The sequence below is a fragment of the Liquorilactobacillus satsumensis genome (genome assembly GCF_964065465.1).
Classification (GTDB): domain Bacteria; phylum Bacillota; class Bacilli; order Lactobacillales; family Lactobacillaceae; genus Liquorilactobacillus; species Liquorilactobacillus satsumensis.
Genome location: NZ_OZ061606.1, coordinates 1,069,533 through 1,088,416 on the forward strand (window position 1 = coordinate 1,069,533; position 18,884 = coordinate 1,088,416).

An 18,884-nucleotide genomic window follows, 5' to 3' on the forward strand; every position below is an offset into this window, starting at 1 on the left:
CTCAGCCTCCCTAGTGCTTAATGATCTTACTCAAGAATTGTTGCGCGCGTTTTTCCTTTGGCGCCTTAAAGAATTCATCGGCACGATCGTTTTCTAAGATTTCTCCTTTATCCACAAAAACTACTCGATCTGCAACTTCTTGCGCAAATCCCATTTCGTGGGTAACAACGACCATTGTCATGCCTTCCTTGGCAATTTCCTTCATTGCATTCAAAACATCATCAATCATTTCTGGATCAAGTGCAGAAGTTGGCTCATCAAATAATAACGCCTTAGGCTTCATCGCAAGACTTCTTGCAATCGCCACACGCTGCTTTTGACCACCTGAAAGTTGTTTCGGATACGATTCCGTTTTATCTGCAACACCTACAGACTTCAATAATTTTAATGCAGTCTCTTTATTTTCCTGTTCGGGCCGTTTTAAAACCAAACGCGGCGCAAGCATAATATTCTCTAAAACCGTTTTATTTTCATACAAGTTAAAATGTTGAAAAACCATGCCAACATCTTTCCTAATCAGATTCAAGTCAGTCTCTTTGCTGGAAAGATCACGTCCATTAACCAGTAGCTGTCCACTGCTGATTCCTTCTAATCCGTTAATTGTCCTGATCAGGGTACTTTTTCCGGAGCCTGATGGACCGATTACCACAACCACTTCTCCTTTTTCAACCTGGAGATTAATATGTTTCAAGGCATGGAATTTACCATAATATTTCTCAACATTTTTAAATTCTATTACTGGCATTCTTGCTTCCCCCTGATAAAGATTAATTTTCAATAATAACTATTCTAATTTTTTTTTTAGCTTTGCGCAACAAATGTCACTTTTTGTGTCAGTTCAATTTTGCGTATTTTTCTTGCAAAAAACTTGCATTCCACATTAGAAAGCGCTTACTAATAATTTAAAAAATGTTTTCTGACCTTTTGGGTTTCATTTAGTAAAGATTCAAAAAAGTGGCACCCAGTTTTGGAAAATTACGCACATCCTTGTTCGATCATCTATTAGCCGGCTGGGATTAGGTACTCTTCGGATTTAACCCTCAAAAATTAAAGTGCATGTAACCCGACTGCGGCTATGTTTAACTGCAAAAAAGCCCCACATACCAAGCCATGGATTGTAGTTCCATCTATGCTTAGTATACAGGACTTTCTTGAGCTCATTTGATGCAACACTTAGGCTGGCATCAACTAGTGTGATCTTCTCGTCTGTGTTTCTGCAGGGGACTGCTTTTCGCGATAGACAAGCTGCACTCCTAATTCAAAGTCGTGTTCCTCTTGCATCAAAGTCGTTCTACCAGCAAATTTAAAGGGTCCGCCATTAATAACTGCAGTTGCAACAAAAATATCATATTGTTGCAGCGCACTTTTTACTGGCATCAAGCCCACCTTGCGTACGATTGCCAATTCTTTCTTTTGAATCGGGTTGAGTCCACCGAACAAGACCAATTCGCCAGCGCGTGGAACCAGTTCAAAGAAAGGCAAAGCAACCGGAACTTTCAGCGCATTCAGATGTTTTTTCGTTCGCCGTGTTTCCCGGAAGATTTCATCTTCACTTAACCCACCATAATCAAGTTTTAAATAGTTTTGGGCTTCGAGCTGCGCTACAACTTCTTTTAAATTACGTTTGTGTAGCGGCTTCATCTCAAGGACAGCCGGCATTAACTTTTCCTGATTAAAAAGACCATTGGTTTGGACAAACCCTGGATTTGGAGCTGCATGTTTGCCACTCACTGCCTCTTCTTTAGGCTTCATTCCGAGCTTTTTTTCTAAAAAAGGCGAAAAATCCACTCGTGAGGTTTTTTTCGTGAAATAATAAAGCACGTTTAAATAAGAAAAGTAAACTAATGCCAAAAAAGCTAAGATAAACAGCGCACCTCGAGCATAAAAACCATTCGCAAAAAAGCGGTAGGCTACATACAGTAAATAGAAATTGCCGACTGTTCCCAGGACCGTATATACTTGGTTTTTTATCTTGACGTTCATGTTGATATAGCCGAGATAACTGTTAATGATCCCAATAATACTAAACAATTCAGACCCTCCTATTCCGTCTGTGTACTTTGAGCACTCGATGAAGAACTATTAGTTTGTGTTGAACTTTGAGTGTTGTTTTGCGTTTGTGTACTGCTACTGCTGCTACTTTCTTCCTCAGCGCTGCTTGAAGTTGCCGCAGAACTTTGCGCACTGGATGAAGAAGATGCATCTGTTGCGGTTGAACTTTCATCGTCAGCAGAAGAGCTTTGCGTTTCATTTTGTGAACTACTTTGCGATTCATCAATCGTAGAGGAATCTCTTGCAGAAGCTGAACTGCTCTCACTTTTGGCAGAGGAAGCACTGCTTGAAGACTTGGCTGATGATTCGCCTGAATTTCCCGACACCGCACTGGAAGTAGTGGTCTGTTGCGTCCGTGATTGGCCCTCACTAGTATGAGTGGCGGTATTCACCGCGACGTTGGTTGCCCCTAATGCCAGAACGACCGACATTACAGCAAAAGGTGTAATAAAGGGCGGCGTACGATATGCCATTCCATCTCTTCCTTCCTAAATTTAGGTTATTCTTCCATTAAAACAAAAACCATCTAAAAAAACTACTATCTTTACTACTCTTTGCCTAATCTTATACAATCAGCACAAATTCCATAAAGCTCAAAGTGATGTTCATCAATTCGACAGCCTGGAAGCTGCTCTTCAAAGAAGTCAAGCGGACACATTTGGACCTCTTGGACTTTCCCACACTTTTTACAAACAAAATGATGATGATGTTGGTGCACAAAGTCACATTGATACTTGACCCAAGCGCTCCCATCGCGCAGCTTGTTTTCAATAATCCCAACTTCTTCAAATTCCTTAATGTTACGATAAATTGTATTATGACTCATCCCCGGATAAATTTCGTGCATATATTTGTCGACCGCGGAGACTGCCACATACTGTTCTTGAAAATGACTTAAATAATCTAAAAGGCTCCGTCTTTGTTTGGTAATTTTATAATTATTTTTTTGTAATAATTTGATAGCTACTTCAAGCATCGCACCACTCCGTTCAAACAATAATCATTACTATTCATAGTAACAGTATACCATAAGGCAAGTCCGCTCCACATCATTTTAAAAATCCATCGCGCCGTAAAAAAAGCTCAATTTCTGCCGTGGTCTTTCCCCAATCATCATTTAATAAAACTTCGCAAAACGTTCTCAATTGTTGTGGCATCTGCATGTCCCGAATTGCCTCTTTACTTTGCAATCTTCTTGCTGCTCTTTCTTTAGCTTCTCCTCTTTTCAAAAGACGCTGCCCCAAAATATTTTGGTCAGCAACCGCAATGTACCAAAAAGAAACTTGCTTGGTCCTAAGCTTTTGTTTATATGCTAGTGCACCTTTGGTATCCAACACAATCACAGCATTATCATGGTGCTGCCATGTTCGAGCAAGACTTTCTGCTGAAGAACCGTAAAAATTACCATCATACTCCATGTATTCAAAATACCTGTTGCGAAAAAAAGAAGTCTTAGTTTCGAAATAATAATCCTTTCCGTCTGTCTCTCCTTTTCGTCGCGGTCTGGTTGTATGTGTTAGTACACGTGAAAATCCATACTTTTCTTCTAAATAATGTTGAATCGTGGTTTTTCCGGTCCCAGGTCCTCCGCAAAGGACTAGCAGCTTTTTCATTGTACTTAGTTCCTCCCCAGTGCATAATAATTGAAAAAAGTATGCAAAAGCATAAAATAGAAGTTGTAAGCGTTGGGCTTATTAAATTGCTGCAACGCTACTTTTTATTATAGTTTTAAAGGAGGGGTTTGACCATGAATTTTGGTTCTTATAACAAAAAATGGTACTCCATCGAACTTAATACTGAAAAACAGCTTTTCATTGCACGTTCAAAAGAAAGACCAGACCTTTTTACTGAAGATATTACAATCCAAAAAGCCATTGCAAAACTTGAGCGCCTGGTCGCTCCTAAAACTCATGCAGTCGGCTAATGTTACTCAGCAAATTTGAAAATTTGAATGTCTAAATCCATAGTTTAAATGAAATAAGCTTGTTTTTTAATGGAGTACCTACTATTTATTACTAAGAAATATGAGCTGTCTTAGCTTCTAACTTCAAGTAACACATTAAGTAGCTTGTGTACTTAAAATTGAAACTTCAAACAGCACAGGGGCTGTGACAAAAGTTAAATTTTGTCACAGCCCCTCTTTTATTCCGGATAAACGTGTTCCATAAGTCAAAATTCTCCGTCTAACTTCGAATTACTCATAGCAAAGTACGCGCTATGTTCGTAATTTCGAGTTAGTACTCAAATTTTTTCGACTTATGTCACACTCTCTTATAACCTTTTTCTTCAACTTATTTCTAAAAGCAGTTTATTATGGCTAAGTGTAAATTTTTCCGTAGTCAGACCTAGACTATCGGTAAGCTATATTACTTTAATTAGATTAAAAAAATATCGTTTCCATTTTAATTTTCCAATTCAATTGACATCTTACTCTAATTTTGTATACTATCAAAGGCGTCTATTTAAAAATTTCTTAAGGAGCTGAGCTCGTGGATTTGTGGAAAAGAATTTTCAAGAAAGAAAGTTTGTCTCGTTATTTAGCCAAAGATAAACGGCTAGTCAAAACTATGACAGCTAAAGACTTAATTGCACTAGGAATTGGAGCTGTGATTGGAACTGGGATCTTCATTCTCCCAGGTACGGTCGCTGCCTTGCATAGTGGTCCAAGTATTATCTTGTCCTTTATATTGGCAGCCGTCGTCTGTTCAACAGCTGCTATGTGCTATGCTGAATTTTCATCGGCCTTGCCAATTGCTGGCAGTGCATATTCTTTCGGAAATGTTGTCTTTGGTGAAATCATCGGGTGGTTCTTAGGCTGGTCCTTGATCCTTGAGTATATGCTCGCCGTAGCCGCTGTCTCGACCGGCTGGGCCGCGTATTTTAATTCTTTATTGGCTGGATTCGGAATTCATCTTCCAAAAGCCCTCAGCAATTACTTCGACCCGACCCACGGAACTTATGTTAATCTTGTTGCAATTTTGATCGTCTGGCTAATTGCATTTATTCTTTCAAAGGGCGTCCGGACCTCAATCAAGTTAAACAATCTCATTGTGATCGTTAAAATTGCTATTATCCTGCTTTTTCTTGCAGTTGGCTTCTTTTATGTTAAACCGACTAATTGGCAACCCTTCTTTCCATTTGGTGGCATGGGTGTCCTTACAGGTGCTTCGCTTGTTTTCTTTGCTTATCTGGGTTTTGATGCTGTCTCGGCTTCCGCAGCAGAAGTTAAGAATCCGCGTAAAAACATGCCGATCGGAATTATTGGAACTTTGATAATTTGTACTATTTTGTACACGCTCGTTTCGATTGTGCTGACCGGAATGGTTTCTTATACAAAGTTAAATGTTGCTGATCCCGTTGCTTTTGCACTTCGGCTTGTTCACCAAAATTGGGCTGCCGGCATTATTTCATTAGGTGCGCTTGCGGGGATGTTTACAATGATGGTCACGATGATCTATAGCAGCTCACGCTTAATCTATTCAATTGGACGTGACGGCTTATTACCCAAAGCTTTAGGTAAGGTCAGTGAAAAACACCACACCCCGAATAATAGTATGCTGGTTGTCACAATCATCATTTCATTTATGGGTGGCTTTGTTTCGTTAGATCAACTGACAAGTCTGGTTAATATTGGGACTTTAATTGCTTTTACTTTCATTTCTTTGGGAATTTTACCTTTGCGTAAACGTCAAGATATCCCTAATACTGGTTTTAAAGTTCCATTCTATCCAGTTTTGCCGCTGATTTCAGTTTTCTTGTGTTTGCTAATGCTGTCTACATTGCCAGTTGAGACGTGGATTGCATCTGCAATCTGGTTTATCATTGGAATGTTTATTTACTTCACTTATGGGGTTAAGCATAGTCAATTGACTCAGGATTAGCGAAGGGTGTTAGTTAGCGTCCAAGCCTCGTAATATTATTTGTGAGGTCACAATTTATTCGACCTGGGACTTACAGGGTTACTGACTGGAATGCGTTAAAGAATATGAAAAAGTGAAGTGTCTTCAGCACAAGCTGGCTTTGAACTTAATTACAAATTGTAAAATAGTCGGTCTTTAGCGACGTTCAATTTGCGGTTAGGTACAAAAATCTGGTGCTGGGAGCACTTCTTTTTTACATGCTGCTATTAGGGTATAATCAGGAAATGAAGTACTTAAGCAGGAGGAATAATTATGCGCAATAATCAATTCGCACATCTCAAGGTACCTTATCCACAAAAACTGACTGAATTGCAAACAATTCAGTACATAGATGAAACTTTACTGGAAGAAAAAAATCTCAATCGTTGTTGGCAAAAATTACTAGAAAAAGCTTTCCCACAGGCACATTCGGCTTCAAGCAAAGCCCAAAAGCTGGCCGGTTTATTAGCAACTGCCCAAAAAGATGTCCCCACCTTCTTACAAACCGATTCACTGTCTTTGACCGTCTTTTATAACGTCGCCTTACAGTTACTCGGTTTCTTACCTGCTGAGGATTTCTCATTGGAAACCCCCTTACACGATATGGAAAAAATCGGTCTTTTTCATGCAACACAACTAGAATCAACCAAGGATCTTTTTTCTGCCTGGTACGATCTGCTTTGTACGCATACCAAAAATGGACAAGTTTTCCTTGATGACTTAGCAGCCCAAGGCTACTTTGTGCCCCTTAGCACTAACTGCACCCAACCTTTGTTTTTTAATGGCAAGGCCCAGCCAATTTTTGATACCACTAAATTAGTGCATGAAACCGCTTATGTTGAAACTGATCTGGATACTGATAATGATGGTGCTCGTGATCTTATTAAAGTTGATTTCATTCGTCCCAGCGAGACCAACCATGGTTTAAAGGTTCCTGCAGTCTATACTGCCAGTCCGTACAATCAAGGCACCAACGACCAGGCTGCAGATAAGTTAATGCATTCAATGAACACTCCGCTGGTCCATAAAACACCAACGCACTTAACTTATGAACAGCTGAGATTCAAGTCTCCTAAAACTCCTTTGCCAGAACGCAGAAAAATTAAGGGCACTACATCCGAAGCAGAAGAAACTTTTAGTTCCGAATTTACCTATTCACTAAATGACTATTTATTAGCACGTGGATTTGCGGCTGTGTATGCTTCCGGAATCGGGACCAAGGATTCTGATGGAGTTCAAACATGCGGTTCCCCTGCAGAAACTGCGGCAACAATCGCCGTCATTGAATGGTTAAACGGCAAACGCGTAGCTTTCACAAACAAAACCGATCACATTGCCCTTAAAGCATGGTGGTGTACCGGTTCGGTTGCCATGACGGGTAAATCCTACTTAGGAACACTCGCAACCGCAGCGGCTACAAGCGGAGTTGCCGGATTAAAAACGATTATCTCCGAAGCAGCAATCTCCAGTTGGTATGATTACTACCGTGAAAATGGTTTAGTAGCTTCCCCTGGCGGTTTTCCAGGAGAAGATGCTGATGTCCTTGCACTTGAATGCTTCAGTCGAAAAAAACAGCCGGGCGACTATCTCAAGGTAAAAGCTGAATTCAACCGGACACTTACTCAGATCACACATGAACAAGATCGAAAGAGCGGTAATTACAATTCTTTCTGGGATGCCCGCAACTATCTTAACAATACTAAAAATATAACTGCTGACATCTTCATGGTACATGGACTTAATGACTGGAATGTTAAACCACGCAATGTTTATCATCTTTGGCAGGCGCTTAAAGAACTCCCGGTCAGACAAAAGCTGATTCTGCACCAAGGACAGCATATCTACATCAATAATTTCCGCTCACTTGATTTTACAGATATGATTAATCTTTGGCTGACTTATAAACTTTACCAACTTGACAATCACGCGGCCGAGTTGCTGCCGACTGTGATCGTACAAGATAACCTTGAACCCGAGAAATGGACGGAATACACCGACTGGGAAAGTTCACAGGCACACAAACAGACTCTTTGGCTGCAACCACATGAATTGACCAGCACACTTTCTGCTGTTCGGCCTGGTGCTGCGACCTTTAAAGATCATTTAAATACTGAGGCTTTCAATTATTATCAAAAAAATCCGGCTATTTGGCGCAAAGACCTCTTGCTTCCAGAAAACTCACCTCTTAAAGCAAATCGGCTGTTGTTTAGAACAGCCAGTTTACAACATGAACTGCTCCTGCGGGGAACACCCGAAGTCACGGTAAAGGTTGCAGTGAACAAAGATCATGGGATGTTGAGTTTTATGCTCGTTGACTATGGTTTAGCTAAACGTTTAGGCACTACTCCTCAAGTCATCGCCCGTAAGGCCCTTGACAGAGGTTACCATTGGCAGCAAGAAGACCTGGTTGAATTTGAGCTAGAGAAAGCCACCCCTTGGAAAATGATCTCTTTAGGTCATATTAATCTCCAAAACCGCCACTTTGCTTGGCAAAATGACGAGTTAAGTCCCAATGAATTCTATCCGGTTACCCTTAAACTGCAGCCAACCTTTTACCGCCTTGCCGTGGGGCATCAGTTAGGTCTAGTTGTCTATTCCACAGATATGGGAATTACTATTCGACCGAATGAGGATCTCGCCTACTCGCTGCAATTCGGTGAAAGCTGTCTGCGGCTGCAGATGACCTCCACTCACTTAGACCAATGATTTACTGGTTTTAACGGTTGTTTAAGTGCTATGATTGAGATAACTTTTAAGAAACTAGGTGTTGATGATGAAACAAGGGACAACCATTTTAACTTTAGATAATGGTTATCATTTATGGACGCATACAGAAGGCCAGGGGAAGATCAAACTTCTCTGTCTTCACGGTGGCCCAGGCGGAAACCATGAATATTATGAAAATTTTGCAACCAAACTGGCCGATCTTGGGGTTCAGGTCTCGATGTATGATCAGCTGGGATCTTGGTATTCTGATCAACCAGACTTCAGCAAGCAAGAAAACATTGACCAATTTTTAAACATGGATTATTTCATTGATGAAGTCGAGGAAGTCCGGCAAAAACTGGGATTAGACAACTTTTATCTCATTGGACAGTCATGGGGCGGAATTCTTACACAAGAATATGCGTTAAAATACCCGCAGCACCTTAAGGGAATCATCATTTCAAGCATGACTGATAATATTGATGAGTATGTCGCCAATATCAATGCAATCCGTGAAAAAGAATTCTCAGCCGCTGAACTTGAGTTTATGAAAAAATGTGAAGCAAAAAACGATTATGCCAATGAACGTTACCAAAAATTGATTGATCTTCTCAATCGCGGCTACGTTGATCGGAAACAACCGCCGGCTATCTCTCATTTGACAGATACAATGGCTACTCCTGTCTACAATTACTTCCAAGGAGACAACGAATTTGTGGTTACAGGTAAAATGAAAGGCTGGGATCGGCGTCAGGATATCCATAAAATTAACATGCCAACCTTAATTACTTATGGGGAGCACGAAACTATGCCGCTCGCGACTGCACGCCGCATGGCCAGCGTAATTCCGCATGCACGCCTTGAAACAACGCCCAATGGTGGGCATCACCATATGATTGATAATGCACCTGTTTATTTTGCCCATCTAAAGAAATTTTTGACAGACGTCGAAACCGGAAATTTTGACGCTTAAACTGCTAATTCACTGGAAAAATCACAATTAGCTTAACTCCAAAATTACTCGACCGCATCTAAAGAGGCTGGGACTTTTTCTAAACTAGTTATTGTGAACCTGTGCCAAGCTTATGTCTTGTCGCAGGCTCCTTTTTACAACAACTATCAGATAAAGTCTCAACCTCTTTGTTCACGAAAACTATTCAAACTGATGAAAGAAGGTGCGCTCTGTGCAAAACCTTGGACGCGAATTTTACAGTTATGTACGGAAAAACATTCTGGCTTCTCTAGGCCTTTCCCTTTATGTAATTGCAGATACAATCTTCATTTCCCTTGCTGCCGGTCCCTTAGGATTAGCAGCGCTAAACATTGTGCTTCCAATTTTTAACCTGTTCAATTCAATGGGACTTCTCTTAGGCATCGGAGGAGCAACCATTTTTTCAATCAACAATTCACTGTCACAGAAAACAAATACCGCTTTGTACGGTCAGTTGCTGACCTTGGGCTTTTTCCTTGGGATTTTCTTTGCGTCCATGGCCAACCTCCTAACTGAGCCGCTTTTAACACTACTGGGGGCCAATCAGCAAACCATCGGACTGGCCAGTGCATATCTGCGGATAGTTTCTCTAGGGGCGGCCTTCTTTATTTTGAACTACATCTCTGTCAATTTTATTCGGAACGATGGCAATCCCCGCCTTACGATGCTGGCAACTTTGACGGAAACTTTCTTCGTACTCGTGATTGACTATCTATTTATCTTTATTTTCAAATGGGGCATGGTGGGTGCGGCCTGGGCAACACTTTTTGCACCCTTAGCCAGTCTTGTTGTTTTAACGCAACACCGCCACTTTACTGGACGTAAATTGCAACTTCGCCTGCAACTTCCACGCTTCAAAAACGTGCTTGCCGTAACCCGCTTAGGACTCCCCTCTTTTTTGACCGAAATGAGTACTGGGGTTAGTATCTTTGTTTATAATGTTGTTTTGTTGAAAAGTGGCGGAAATTTAGCAATCGCAGCCTATGGTGTCGTTGCTAATCTCGCATTAATTGTGCTCGCTCTTTTCAATGGGATTTCTTTTGGGATGCAACCGCTGCTTGCACGCGAATATGGCAAAAACAACTGGAAAAATGTGCGTTACATCTTGAAACTTGGCCTGTGCACCAGTCTCTTAATTGCTTTTTTGAGTTTCGGAATTTTGTTGCTTTTCAAGTACCCAATTATCGGCATTTTCAGTCGTGGCACACAAACTTTAATGGTTCATTATGCTGCTGTCGGAATTCCACTTTACTTTCTTAGCATTTTCTTTTCCGGCATCAACATTAATATCATGATGTTTCTGATCTCCATTAACCAACCTCGCTTTTCTTTTTTTATGTCTTTAATGCGCGGTTACGTTATTTTACTTCCAAGCATTGTTATCTTAGGACATTTTTGGCAAATGGAAGGAATTTGGCTCAGCGTCACTGTTACCGAATTCATCATCACCATTTTTGGACTGTTTTTTACTCGAAATATTTTCAGGCAGAGTTTCACGTGATATGCTTATTTTATTAAGGAGTGTTTCTATGAAAATTAAACGCATTGATCATATCGTCTTAACCGTCGCAGATATTCCGCGGGCGTTACGCTTTTACCATGAAGTTTTCGATATGCCGATCATCTCTCAAAAACAAACAGGCGGCTGTGTGCGTTGTGGCCACCAGCTAATTGAATTTCAAACACCAACTCAGCCGCAGTCTTTGACAGCTGCCAAGCCAACTTCCGGTTCCGCCGCAATTTGCATCGTAGCTGCTGATCCCGTCGAAAACATTCTCAATCACTTAGCAAGCTACTATATTCCGCTTGTCGCAGGTCCGCTTAAAAAAGAAGGGGCTGAAGGTCAAATGACTGCAATCTACATCAATGACTATGATCAAAATTTAGTGGAAATTGCCAGCTATAAATAACATGCTTAAGCATACACATTAAGCCAAACCCTGCACCTTAAATTTTGGAATAACTAAAGAGAGAGTGTGACATAAGTCGGGAAAATTTGAGTACTAACTCGAAATTACTCATAGCGAGTACTTTGCTATGAGTAATTCGAAGTTAGACAGAGAATTTTGACTTATGGAACACGTTTATCCGGAATAAAAGCGAGAGTGGGACATAAGTCGGGAAAATTTGAGTGCTAACTCGAAATTGCGAACATAGCGAGTACTTTGCTATGAGTAATTCGAAGTTAGACGGAACATTTTGACTTATGGAACACGTTTATCCGGAATAAAAGCGAGAGTGGGACATAAGTCGGGAAAATTTGAGTACTAACTCGAAATTACGAACATAGCGAGTACTTTGCTATGAGTAATTCGAAGTTAGACGGAAAATTCTGACTTATGGAACACGTTTATCCGGAATATAAGAGAGAGTGTGACATAAGTCGGGAAAATTTGAGTGCTAACTCGAAATTACGAACATAGCGAGTACTTTGCTATGAGTAATTCGAAGTTAGACGGAACATTTTGACTTATGGAACACGTTTATCCGAATAAAGAGGGGCTGTGACAAAATTTAACTTTTGTCACAGCCCCTAATTGTTCTTTCTCAATTATTTCACAGGAAAATTTTGTTTACATGCCTATTTTTCAAGATCAATTCTCTTACTAATGGCCCAAATAATTAACGCACCGGCAAGTACTGAAATAAACTCTCCAATTCCAACAGTCAAATACGTAGCCCAAAATGGTGCTTTACTGATGAAATAAAGCTCAAGTGCAACACTCCAAGAAGAAAAAGCACAAACTAATACGCTAATTGCTAATCTTCCAATACGGGAGTTTACATACCGACTAAGCAGATAACTAATACCTGTCATCATTAAAGTTCCCAAAGAACCAAAAATTACGTCCATTGCGCCTAGGCTTGACCACAGATTAGCAATCACACATCCAATTGTCAGTGCCCAAATATAGCGTTTGTTAAAAACGGCTAGGTTGTTCAGCATCTCCGATAACCGCAGCTGAATCGGACCATAGCTCCAAGAAGAAAAAGCAACTGTTAAAACAACATAAAGTGCCGCAACCAATCCGGACTTAACCAAACCGGCTGTTTTTTGATGAGTATTCTCCAAGTTGAAGACCTCTTTCTAGTTTTTTATTATGGTGGGATTTTCGCGAACCACCATTACACATCGCATTTGATTATATCAGATCCTAGAAAGAAGTGCGACACACTTGGAAAGCAATCCACACTACACCGCATTTTAACTTTGGTTCAATTGGGCTTAATGCTAATTACTTTTACTCAAAAGTGCTCCATTAAATGCATCAAACGTATAAGTTACGCCTTGGAGCTTCAGTTGACCATACTGCATCTGACCATTTTCATTGTAATAAACTGTTTTATGTTGATCAGCAATGTAAAAGAAGCCCGTCTGCATAGCACCATTATAGGTGTTAAAGTAATACCAGTGCCCGTTAATTTTTTGTTGCCCATATTGCATCTGACCATTTGAATTATAATAAACGGTCTTTTGCTGTGCTGGAATCTGCTGGAAACCCGTCTGCATGGCGCCATTGTAAGTATCAAAGTTATACCAGTGTCCATTAATCAGTTGCTGCCCATACTGCATCTGACCACCATTACCGTAATAAACTATTTTTTGTTGATCTGGTAAGTATTGCAGACCGAACTTTTGTGACCCAGTATAGGTATCAAAATAATACCAATGACCGTTAATTTTTTGTTGCCCATATTGCATCTGACCATTGCTTGCATAATAAACTAACTTATTTTGCGCCGCGAGGTATTGCCATCCCGTCTGCATGGCACCATTATAAGTATCGAAATAATACCACTTGCCGTTAATTTTTTGCTGGCCATACTGCATTTGACCATTGTCATTGTAATAGACTGTCTTGTTTTGCTCCGGAATCTTTTGGAAGCCAGTCTGCATGGCACCATCGTAAGTGTCAAAGTAGTACCACTTACCGTTGATGCGTTGCTGACCATACTGCATTTGACCATCTGAGTTATAGTAAACCGTCTTTTTTTGTGCTGCAATGTACTGGAAACCAGTCTGCATGGCACCATCATAAGTATCAAAGTAGTACCATTTTCCATTGATGCGTTGCTGACCGTATTGCATTTGACCGTTTGCGCTGTAGTAAACGGTTTTCTTTTGTGCTGGAATAAATTGGATCCCCGTTTTCATTGCACCATTGCTGGGATCAAAATAATACCATTGATTGTTAATCTTTTGCTGACCGTATTCCATGTTCCCTTGACTGTCATAATAGACAACCTTATTTTGAGCCGCAATAGTTACAAATGAGTTCTTGGCCTGCGCACCAGTTGTAGGATCAAAGTAGGTCCACTTGCCATTAATCAGCTGCTGGCCATAAACCATTCTTCCTTGGCTATCGTAATAAACGACCTTATTTTGCGCCGCAATCCACTTATATCCTGTTGCAGCTTTCCCGGTAGTCTCATCGTAATAGTACCAATGCCCATTAACTTCCTTTTGGCCGCTCAACTTGACCTGGTTGCCTGAAAGAATCGCCGCACCGGCGCTGTTATTTAAAAATCCGCTATATGAAATAGTCGCATCTAGATAACCATTATAGCCCGCAAGCTTAGTCTGTGAGCTATCTTGCCACGCACCATAAGACGTGTTCCTCAAATCACTTGCCTCAGGATGATATACATACTGTGCAATCCAGGTATGGTCTTTACCGACTGTCTCTGAAACTTCACTTAATTCAGGATATTCAAGACTCGCGTAAACACCATGATTAGTATAGCCAGCCTTGCTTAAAATATTCCAAAATGACTGCAATGATGTCCCTACACCTGCGTACTTAGTGGTGTCTTTTTCCATATCTGCAATAATCAACGTTAAATCTGAAAAGTTGTTGGCCGTCAAAACACTCTTTAAATAATCGGCTTCGGCCACCGCCTGAGCTGTAGAAGAAAAACGTGCAAAATGATAGACATCGACATTCAACCCTGCATTCACAGCTGCTTTAATCTGTTTAATTGCATAGGGGTTAGTGTAGTCATTGCCCTCAGTCAACTTAACAATTACTGTTGTGACACCTTTTTCTTTCAGTGTATTAAAGTTGGCTTGAGACATTTCACTTTGCCACGATGAAACATCAACCGCATCTACTCGTGGACGACTGGAATCTCCAATATTCCAACTATCAATCTCATTATCAGCAGCTAAAACTTTTAGTTTAGCGGACGTCGCTGCCTGATCCTTACTGGTTGTGTCACTAGTCTCAGTTGAAGTACTTTTATTTGTTACAGTATTAGCAGGCGTTTTCTGAGCAGCAGTCTGTTCAGTTGACGAAGAAGCTGCCACTTCGCTTTTAACAGCTGCAGGCGTTTTTTCAGCTGAACTGGAGACTGCAGGTGTATTATCTTGGACAGCTGTTGCTGAACTCGAGCTAGCGCTGGTTTTTTGCGTTACATCTGCAGCAGTCGTTTCACTTTGAGTTTGAGCTTCAACTTTAACCGCACTCGTTGTCGCTGTTGTTCCAGTTGCTGTTGTCTTGGAAGCAGCACTCGTGTCAGCGGTACTGCTACTACTGCTGCTTGTGCTATTACTTGCGCTGCTTTGGTCTGCTTGCGCACTTGTTGTCGCTTCGGCAGTTGAGCTGCTGCTGTTTGAACTTTGTGTGACGGTCGCAGCCGGTGCTGTTTGATCTGCTTGCACTGGTTGGGCGAACAATGCACCTGAAGTAAGTGCTAATGCAGTTACCCCCGAAACAACATAGCTTTTCTTACTTTTACGTGCCTTTTGTTCCCGCAGTAAGCGCTTCATCTGTTTAACTTTCAATTCTCTTCTCCCCTACCCTGTAATTTTTGAACTTTCCCTCTAGCTTGAAAGAATACCCTATAATAACTATCGGAATTTTTTTCTGTTTTTTAAGACTAAAAAAACGCCGAGTTGGATTCCCCCGACGTAATTTTAACAAAAATCAGTATAATATTTAAGCGCTTTTTAATTTTTTTATCAAGATTACACTATTTTTTTTAGAATTACTGCAAAATTTCTGTTAATTGCTGTAATTCCGCTTTCGAAAATGCTAAATTCTTAACAGCGCCTAAATCATCCTCTAGATGTTTAAGACTTGTTGTCCCAATAATCACACTCGCTACAACCTCATTGCGCAACAACCATGCCAGCGCCAATTGGGACAAGTTCTGCCCCCGTGCACTTGCAATCTTATTCAAAGCGTGCAGCTTCTGTTCGACTGCAGCAGTTCCGTTATCAAATACTGCTTGACTCGTCCGATGAATCTTGAAGTCTTCAGGAATTCTCTTCAAATAGCGTGCACTTAAAAGTCCTTCAGCCAAAGGACCATACGCAACTAAGCCTTTTTTTGCCTCTTTCAAGGTCGCTAACAAGCCATCCTTTTCAACACTCTGATTTAACATATTATAAGAAACCTGGTTCACGGTAAAAGGAGTCCCTAAGTCTTTAAAGATCTCAACTGCACGTTTAGTTTGGGCACTATCAAAATTCGAAATTCCAATATAGAGCGCCTTGCCTTCACGGACAACCTGGTCAAGTGCCTGTAGCGATTCGAAAAGATCAGTCTGCGGATCAAAACGATGTGCATAGTAAATATCGACATAATCTGTTCCCAAACGTTGCAGGCTATGTTCGACTGACTGTAGAATTGATTTACGTGAGAGAAATTCCCCAAAGGGTCCGGGACCTGTCCGAAACCCTACTTTGGTAGTAATCACCAATTCATCACGATAGGGTTTCAATTCAGCTCGCAGCAAGTTACCCAATAAGGACTCAGCTGACCCCACTTCAGGTGAACCATAACGATCAGCGCAATCAAAGCTAAAGATGCCCCTGTCAAACGCCTGTAAAATTAAGTTCTTGCGCTCATAGTAAGGACTGCTACTGTCAAAATGATGCCATAACCCTAACGAAACAACTGGTAAGACTAATCCAGTATTTCCTACGCGACGTACTGGCAAATTGGAATATCTTTTCTCATTAGCTAAATACATACACTCATTCCCTTTCTGCAATTTTCAATTCAAACCATTTGGCTACTTGATACCCCTTCACTACTTGAAATGCTTAGCTAGTATGTTTTAAAACAAATTTTTCAATCACTTCAGCCACTGCACTATGATTATTGTCGCGTTTGGCAATATAATCAGCCACATCTTTAACAAACTGGCGTCCGTTTTGCACTGACACACCTAACCCTGCTTGCTGAATCATTGCAAGGTCATTGCTATTATCTCCGATTGCAATAATTTCTGCAGGTTTAATGCCTAGGCGTGTCCCCAATGCCAAGCTTGCCTTACCCTTATCAGCAGTCACAGGGTTAAATTCTATATAACGGTCCGAAGAAAAAGTAACGTTCAGCGGGAATGAAAATTGTTCATGCACAACCTGCTCGACTTTTTTTCTTTCTGCTCGCGTAGGAACACTGAAAAGAATCTTTACCAGCCTTTGTCCTCTCAATTGCGAAATATCCGGTTTATCCAGATCGATCCAACCGTTAATTCTACCTGCCAAGTAATCGATTTCATCTTGTTGCATATTCCAAATATAGAGCTTGTCCAAGGTGTAAACATGAACACAGTACTGTGCCTGTACCCCTAACTTGAATAAAGCCTCTACTTGAGCAAAAGGCATCTCATTGACCAGCAAAATGCGATTTTGATAATTTTCTACAACCGCACCGCCATTAAAAGAAATGACGTACGCATCCTTTTTCTGATACAAGCCAAGCTGTTGCAAATTATCCTGAACTGTCAGAAAGTTACGTCCTGTATTGGGGACAAAATAAACCCCTTGTTCAACCGCCGCCTTAATTGCTGCTGTATTTTCTGCAGTAATCTGCTTACTGTCGGTCAATAAAGTCTCGTCCATGTCGCACACTATCATTTTATACATTTCTTACCGCCATTCTTCTCTAATGTCTAAGCCGATTAACAATAAAAGTTACTAAAATTGCTAGAAAAACCACACCTGCAAACAAGGGTGCCGGAATCTCAATTCCAATCATTGGAATCGACAAGAAAAGTTTAAATGCAATCAATGCAATCAACGCATATGCCATAACTTCCAATTCAGGAATAATCTCCATTAACCTGATAATGATTTCGGCAATTCCACGCATACACAAAATTCCAATCATGCCTCCAATTAAAACAATGACCGGGTTGTTAGAGATCGCCAGTGAAGCTAGCACTGAATCGATTGAAAAAACAATATCCATTAACTCAATCGAGATAACTACTGACCAAAATAAAGGTAAAATCCGCTTGCGCCGAACCTTCTTTTTGGCAGCTGCTGGATATGCCATGTGATAGAAATGCATCACCGCCAAATACAGGAGATACCCTGCTCCTAAAACTTTAATCTCCCAGAAGTTGATTAAATACGTGCCAATTCCGATAATTAAAAACCGAAAAACATATGCTCCCCAAAGACCATAAAAAAGAGATTTTTCCTGCTCCTTTTTATTTGGCAACGCTTTGGTTTGAGCTGCCAGAACAATTGCATTATCCACGGAAAGCAGACATTCGATTAGTGCCAAGGACAAGATAACGATCCAGTCACTGCCAGATTCGATCACCGTTGCCCAATTGTGAACGTCAAAAAAAGGCCCGTATAGTTTTGAAATGATACCCAAAAAAGTATCTCCCCTCTAAATCAGTTAGTTAACACTTAAATTTTAGCATACAAAATTTCGTGGTGGAACAGCTTTATTTATGAATTTTCAGTTTAACGGCAAAGTAACATCTTCATCCGTATCCGCAGCTGCGGCTGGCTGCTTTTGGGGATATTTTCCTTGCAAATATCCTTTGATCAATCCATAAATTGCAGCGCGTTCCTTCCCAGATAGCAAATGCCCTTCAAGCACAAGCTGATTATTAAGTGCAAAAACATCCGATAAATCAAGAACTTGCGAATTTCGCCCCACCATAAAATCAAGTGAGACACCAAAAAAACGAGCTAACCGATAAACATCTAAATACGAGGGTGTATTAATTCCACGCTCCCAACTACCGATCTGTGGTCCAGTATTAGGCCGCTGACTTATTTTATCGTCCATCGTGTTCAACTTTGCGGCTAACTCCGCAAGTGTTAACCCGCGGCCAGTCCGTAATGCTTTTAATTGTTCTGGAAACATTTAGGTTCCCCCTTTACTTACATTAATATCTTATATCAATTATCATACTCTGTTTGACTTTTCACACCAAAGAAACAACATGTTATAATGATGGAAAAAAGAAGGATCGATAAT

17 protein-coding genes are annotated in these 18,884 nt (G+C 40.7%); 6 read left to right on the top strand and 11 right to left on the bottom strand.

Annotated elements, in window-relative coordinates; all coding sequences use genetic code 11:
* Positions 1-10 precede the first annotated feature (10 nt).
* From AB3Y88_RS05110 to AB3Y88_RS05130, 5 genes are all read right to left on the bottom strand, one after another.
* On the bottom strand, positions 11-745 hold the full coding sequence (locus tag AB3Y88_RS05110; protein ID WP_054758112.1) for an amino acid ABC transporter ATP-binding protein: 735 nt from the start codon (positions 743-745) through the stop codon (positions 11-13).
* A gap of 443 nt (positions 746-1,188) precedes the next feature.
* Positions 1,189-2,031, bottom strand: a complete 843-nt coding sequence (locus AB3Y88_RS05115; RefSeq protein WP_054758113.1) for a DUF6681 family protein — start codon at positions 2,029-2,031, stop codon at positions 1,189-1,191.
* An 11-nt stretch (positions 2,032-2,042) separates the two neighbouring features.
* On the bottom strand, positions 2,043-2,525 hold the full coding sequence (locus tag AB3Y88_RS05120) for a hypothetical protein (RefSeq protein ID WP_056961854.1): 483 nt from the start codon (positions 2,523-2,525) through the stop codon (positions 2,043-2,045).
* Positions 2,526-2,599: 74 nt separating this feature from the next.
* Positions 2,600-3,028 carry a Fur family transcriptional regulator gene (locus tag AB3Y88_RS05125; protein ID WP_054758115.1) on the bottom strand — a complete coding sequence of 143 codons (429 nt, stop codon included), beginning with the start codon at positions 3,026-3,028 and terminating at the stop codon, positions 2,600-2,602.
* 73 nt (positions 3,029-3,101) lie between these two features.
* Entirely contained in the window at positions 3,102-3,665 is a 564-nt protein-coding gene (locus tag AB3Y88_RS05130) for a guanylate kinase (protein ID WP_056961855.1), read from the bottom strand.
* 134 nt (positions 3,666-3,799) lie between these two features.
* On the opposite strand from AB3Y88_RS05130, the gene AB3Y88_RS05135 reads away from it, so the two are divergent.
* The 6 genes from AB3Y88_RS05135 (at position 3,800) to AB3Y88_RS05160 (ending at position 11,558) form a co-directional block, all read left to right on the top strand.
* Positions 3,800-3,976 carry a hypothetical protein gene (locus tag AB3Y88_RS05135; protein ID WP_156653545.1) on the top strand — a complete coding sequence of 59 codons (177 nt, stop codon included), beginning with the start codon at positions 3,800-3,802 and terminating at the stop codon, positions 3,974-3,976.
* Positions 3,977-4,541: 565 nt separating this feature from the next.
* On the top strand, positions 4,542-5,933 hold the full coding sequence (locus AB3Y88_RS05140) for an APC family permease (RefSeq protein WP_056961858.1): 1,392 nt from the start codon (positions 4,542-4,544) through the stop codon (positions 5,931-5,933).
* Between the two features lie 291 nt (positions 5,934-6,224).
* Positions 6,225-8,657 (top strand): Xaa-Pro dipeptidyl-peptidase, encoded by a 2,433-nt coding sequence (locus AB3Y88_RS05145; protein ID WP_056961860.1) that lies wholly within the window; start codon positions 6,225-6,227, stop codon positions 8,655-8,657.
* A gap of 67 nt (positions 8,658-8,724) precedes the next feature.
* Complete coding sequence (locus AB3Y88_RS05150) at positions 8,725-9,630, top strand: proline-specific peptidase family protein (RefSeq protein ID WP_056961862.1); 906 nt, start codon at positions 8,725-8,727, stop codon at positions 9,628-9,630.
* A 211-nt stretch (positions 9,631-9,841) separates the two neighbouring features.
* Positions 9,842-11,149 carry an MATE family efflux transporter gene (locus AB3Y88_RS05155; RefSeq protein ID WP_315972243.1) on the top strand — a complete coding sequence of 436 codons (1,308 nt, stop codon included), beginning with the start codon at positions 9,842-9,844 and terminating at the stop codon, positions 11,147-11,149.
* Between the two features lie 28 nt (positions 11,150-11,177).
* Entirely contained in the window at positions 11,178-11,558 is a 381-nt protein-coding gene (locus tag AB3Y88_RS05160) for a VOC family protein (RefSeq protein WP_228887997.1), read from the top strand.
* Positions 11,559-12,229: 671 nt separating this feature from the next.
* On the opposite strand, the gene AB3Y88_RS05165 is transcribed toward AB3Y88_RS05160, so the two are convergent.
* The 6 genes from AB3Y88_RS05165 to AB3Y88_RS05190 form a co-directional block, all read right to left on the bottom strand.
* Positions 12,230-12,721 carry a QueT transporter family protein gene (locus AB3Y88_RS05165; protein ID WP_054756978.1) on the bottom strand — a complete coding sequence of 164 codons (492 nt, stop codon included), beginning with the start codon at positions 12,719-12,721 and terminating at the stop codon, positions 12,230-12,232.
* Positions 12,722-12,880: 159 nt separating this feature from the next.
* Positions 12,881-15,433 (bottom strand): GH25 family lysozyme, encoded by a 2,553-nt coding sequence (locus tag AB3Y88_RS05170; protein ID WP_056961044.1) that lies wholly within the window; start codon positions 15,431-15,433, stop codon positions 12,881-12,883.
* A gap of 203 nt (positions 15,434-15,636) precedes the next feature.
* Positions 15,637-16,626: an aldo/keto reductase gene (locus AB3Y88_RS05175; RefSeq protein WP_056961045.1), complete on the bottom strand. Its 990-nt coding sequence runs from the start codon at positions 16,624-16,626 to the stop codon at positions 15,637-15,639.
* Positions 16,627-16,699: 73 nt separating this feature from the next.
* On the bottom strand, positions 16,700-17,527 hold the full coding sequence (locus AB3Y88_RS05180; protein WP_056961046.1) for a Cof-type HAD-IIB family hydrolase: 828 nt from the start codon (positions 17,525-17,527) through the stop codon (positions 16,700-16,702).
* Positions 17,528-17,546: 19 nt separating this feature from the next.
* On the bottom strand, positions 17,547-18,269 hold the full coding sequence (locus tag AB3Y88_RS05185; protein WP_056961047.1) for a TerC family protein: 723 nt from the start codon (positions 18,267-18,269) through the stop codon (positions 17,547-17,549).
* A gap of 87 nt (positions 18,270-18,356) precedes the next feature.
* Positions 18,357-18,770 carry a helix-turn-helix domain-containing protein gene (locus AB3Y88_RS05190; RefSeq protein ID WP_056961048.1) on the bottom strand — a complete coding sequence of 138 codons (414 nt, stop codon included), beginning with the start codon at positions 18,768-18,770 and terminating at the stop codon, positions 18,357-18,359.
* Positions 18,771-18,884: the final 114 nt, after the last annotated feature.

Bases quoted from the DNA above. Each gene is read 5' to 3' on its own strand.
- AB3Y88_RS05110 (WP_054758112.1), bottom strand. From the start codon at position 745: ATGCCAGTAATAGAATTTAAAAATGTTGAGAAATATTATGGTAAATTC.
- AB3Y88_RS05120 (WP_056961854.1), bottom strand. From the start codon at position 2,525: ATGGCATATCGTACGCCGCCCTTTATTACACCTTTTGCTGTAATGTCG.
- AB3Y88_RS05125 (WP_054758115.1), bottom strand. From the start codon at position 3,028: ATGCTTGAAGTAGCTATCAAATTATTACAAAAAAATAATTATAAAATT.
- AB3Y88_RS05130 (WP_056961855.1), bottom strand. From the start codon at position 3,665: ATGAAAAAGCTGCTAGTCCTTTGCGGAGGACCTGGGACCGGAAAAACC.
- AB3Y88_RS05135 (WP_156653545.1), top strand. From the start codon at position 3,800: ATGAATTTTGGTTCTTATAACAAAAAATGGTACTCCATCGAACTTAAT.
- AB3Y88_RS05145 (WP_056961860.1), top strand. From the start codon at position 6,225: ATGCGCAATAATCAATTCGCACATCTCAAGGTACCTTATCCACAAAAA.
- AB3Y88_RS05150 (WP_056961862.1), top strand. From the start codon at position 8,725: ATGAAACAAGGGACAACCATTTTAACTTTAGATAATGGTTATCATTTA.
- AB3Y88_RS05160 (WP_228887997.1), top strand. From the start codon at position 11,178: ATGAAAATTAAACGCATTGATCATATCGTCTTAACCGTCGCAGATATT.
- AB3Y88_RS05175 (WP_056961045.1), bottom strand. From the start codon at position 16,626: ATGTATTTAGCTAATGAGAAAAGATATTCCAATTTGCCAGTACGTCGC.
- AB3Y88_RS05180 (WP_056961046.1), bottom strand. From the start codon at position 17,527: ATGTATAAAATGATAGTGTGCGACATGGACGAGACTTTATTGACCGAC.
- AB3Y88_RS05190 (WP_056961048.1), bottom strand. From the start codon at position 18,770: ATGTTTCCAGAACAATTAAAAGCATTACGGACTGGCCGCGGGTTAACA.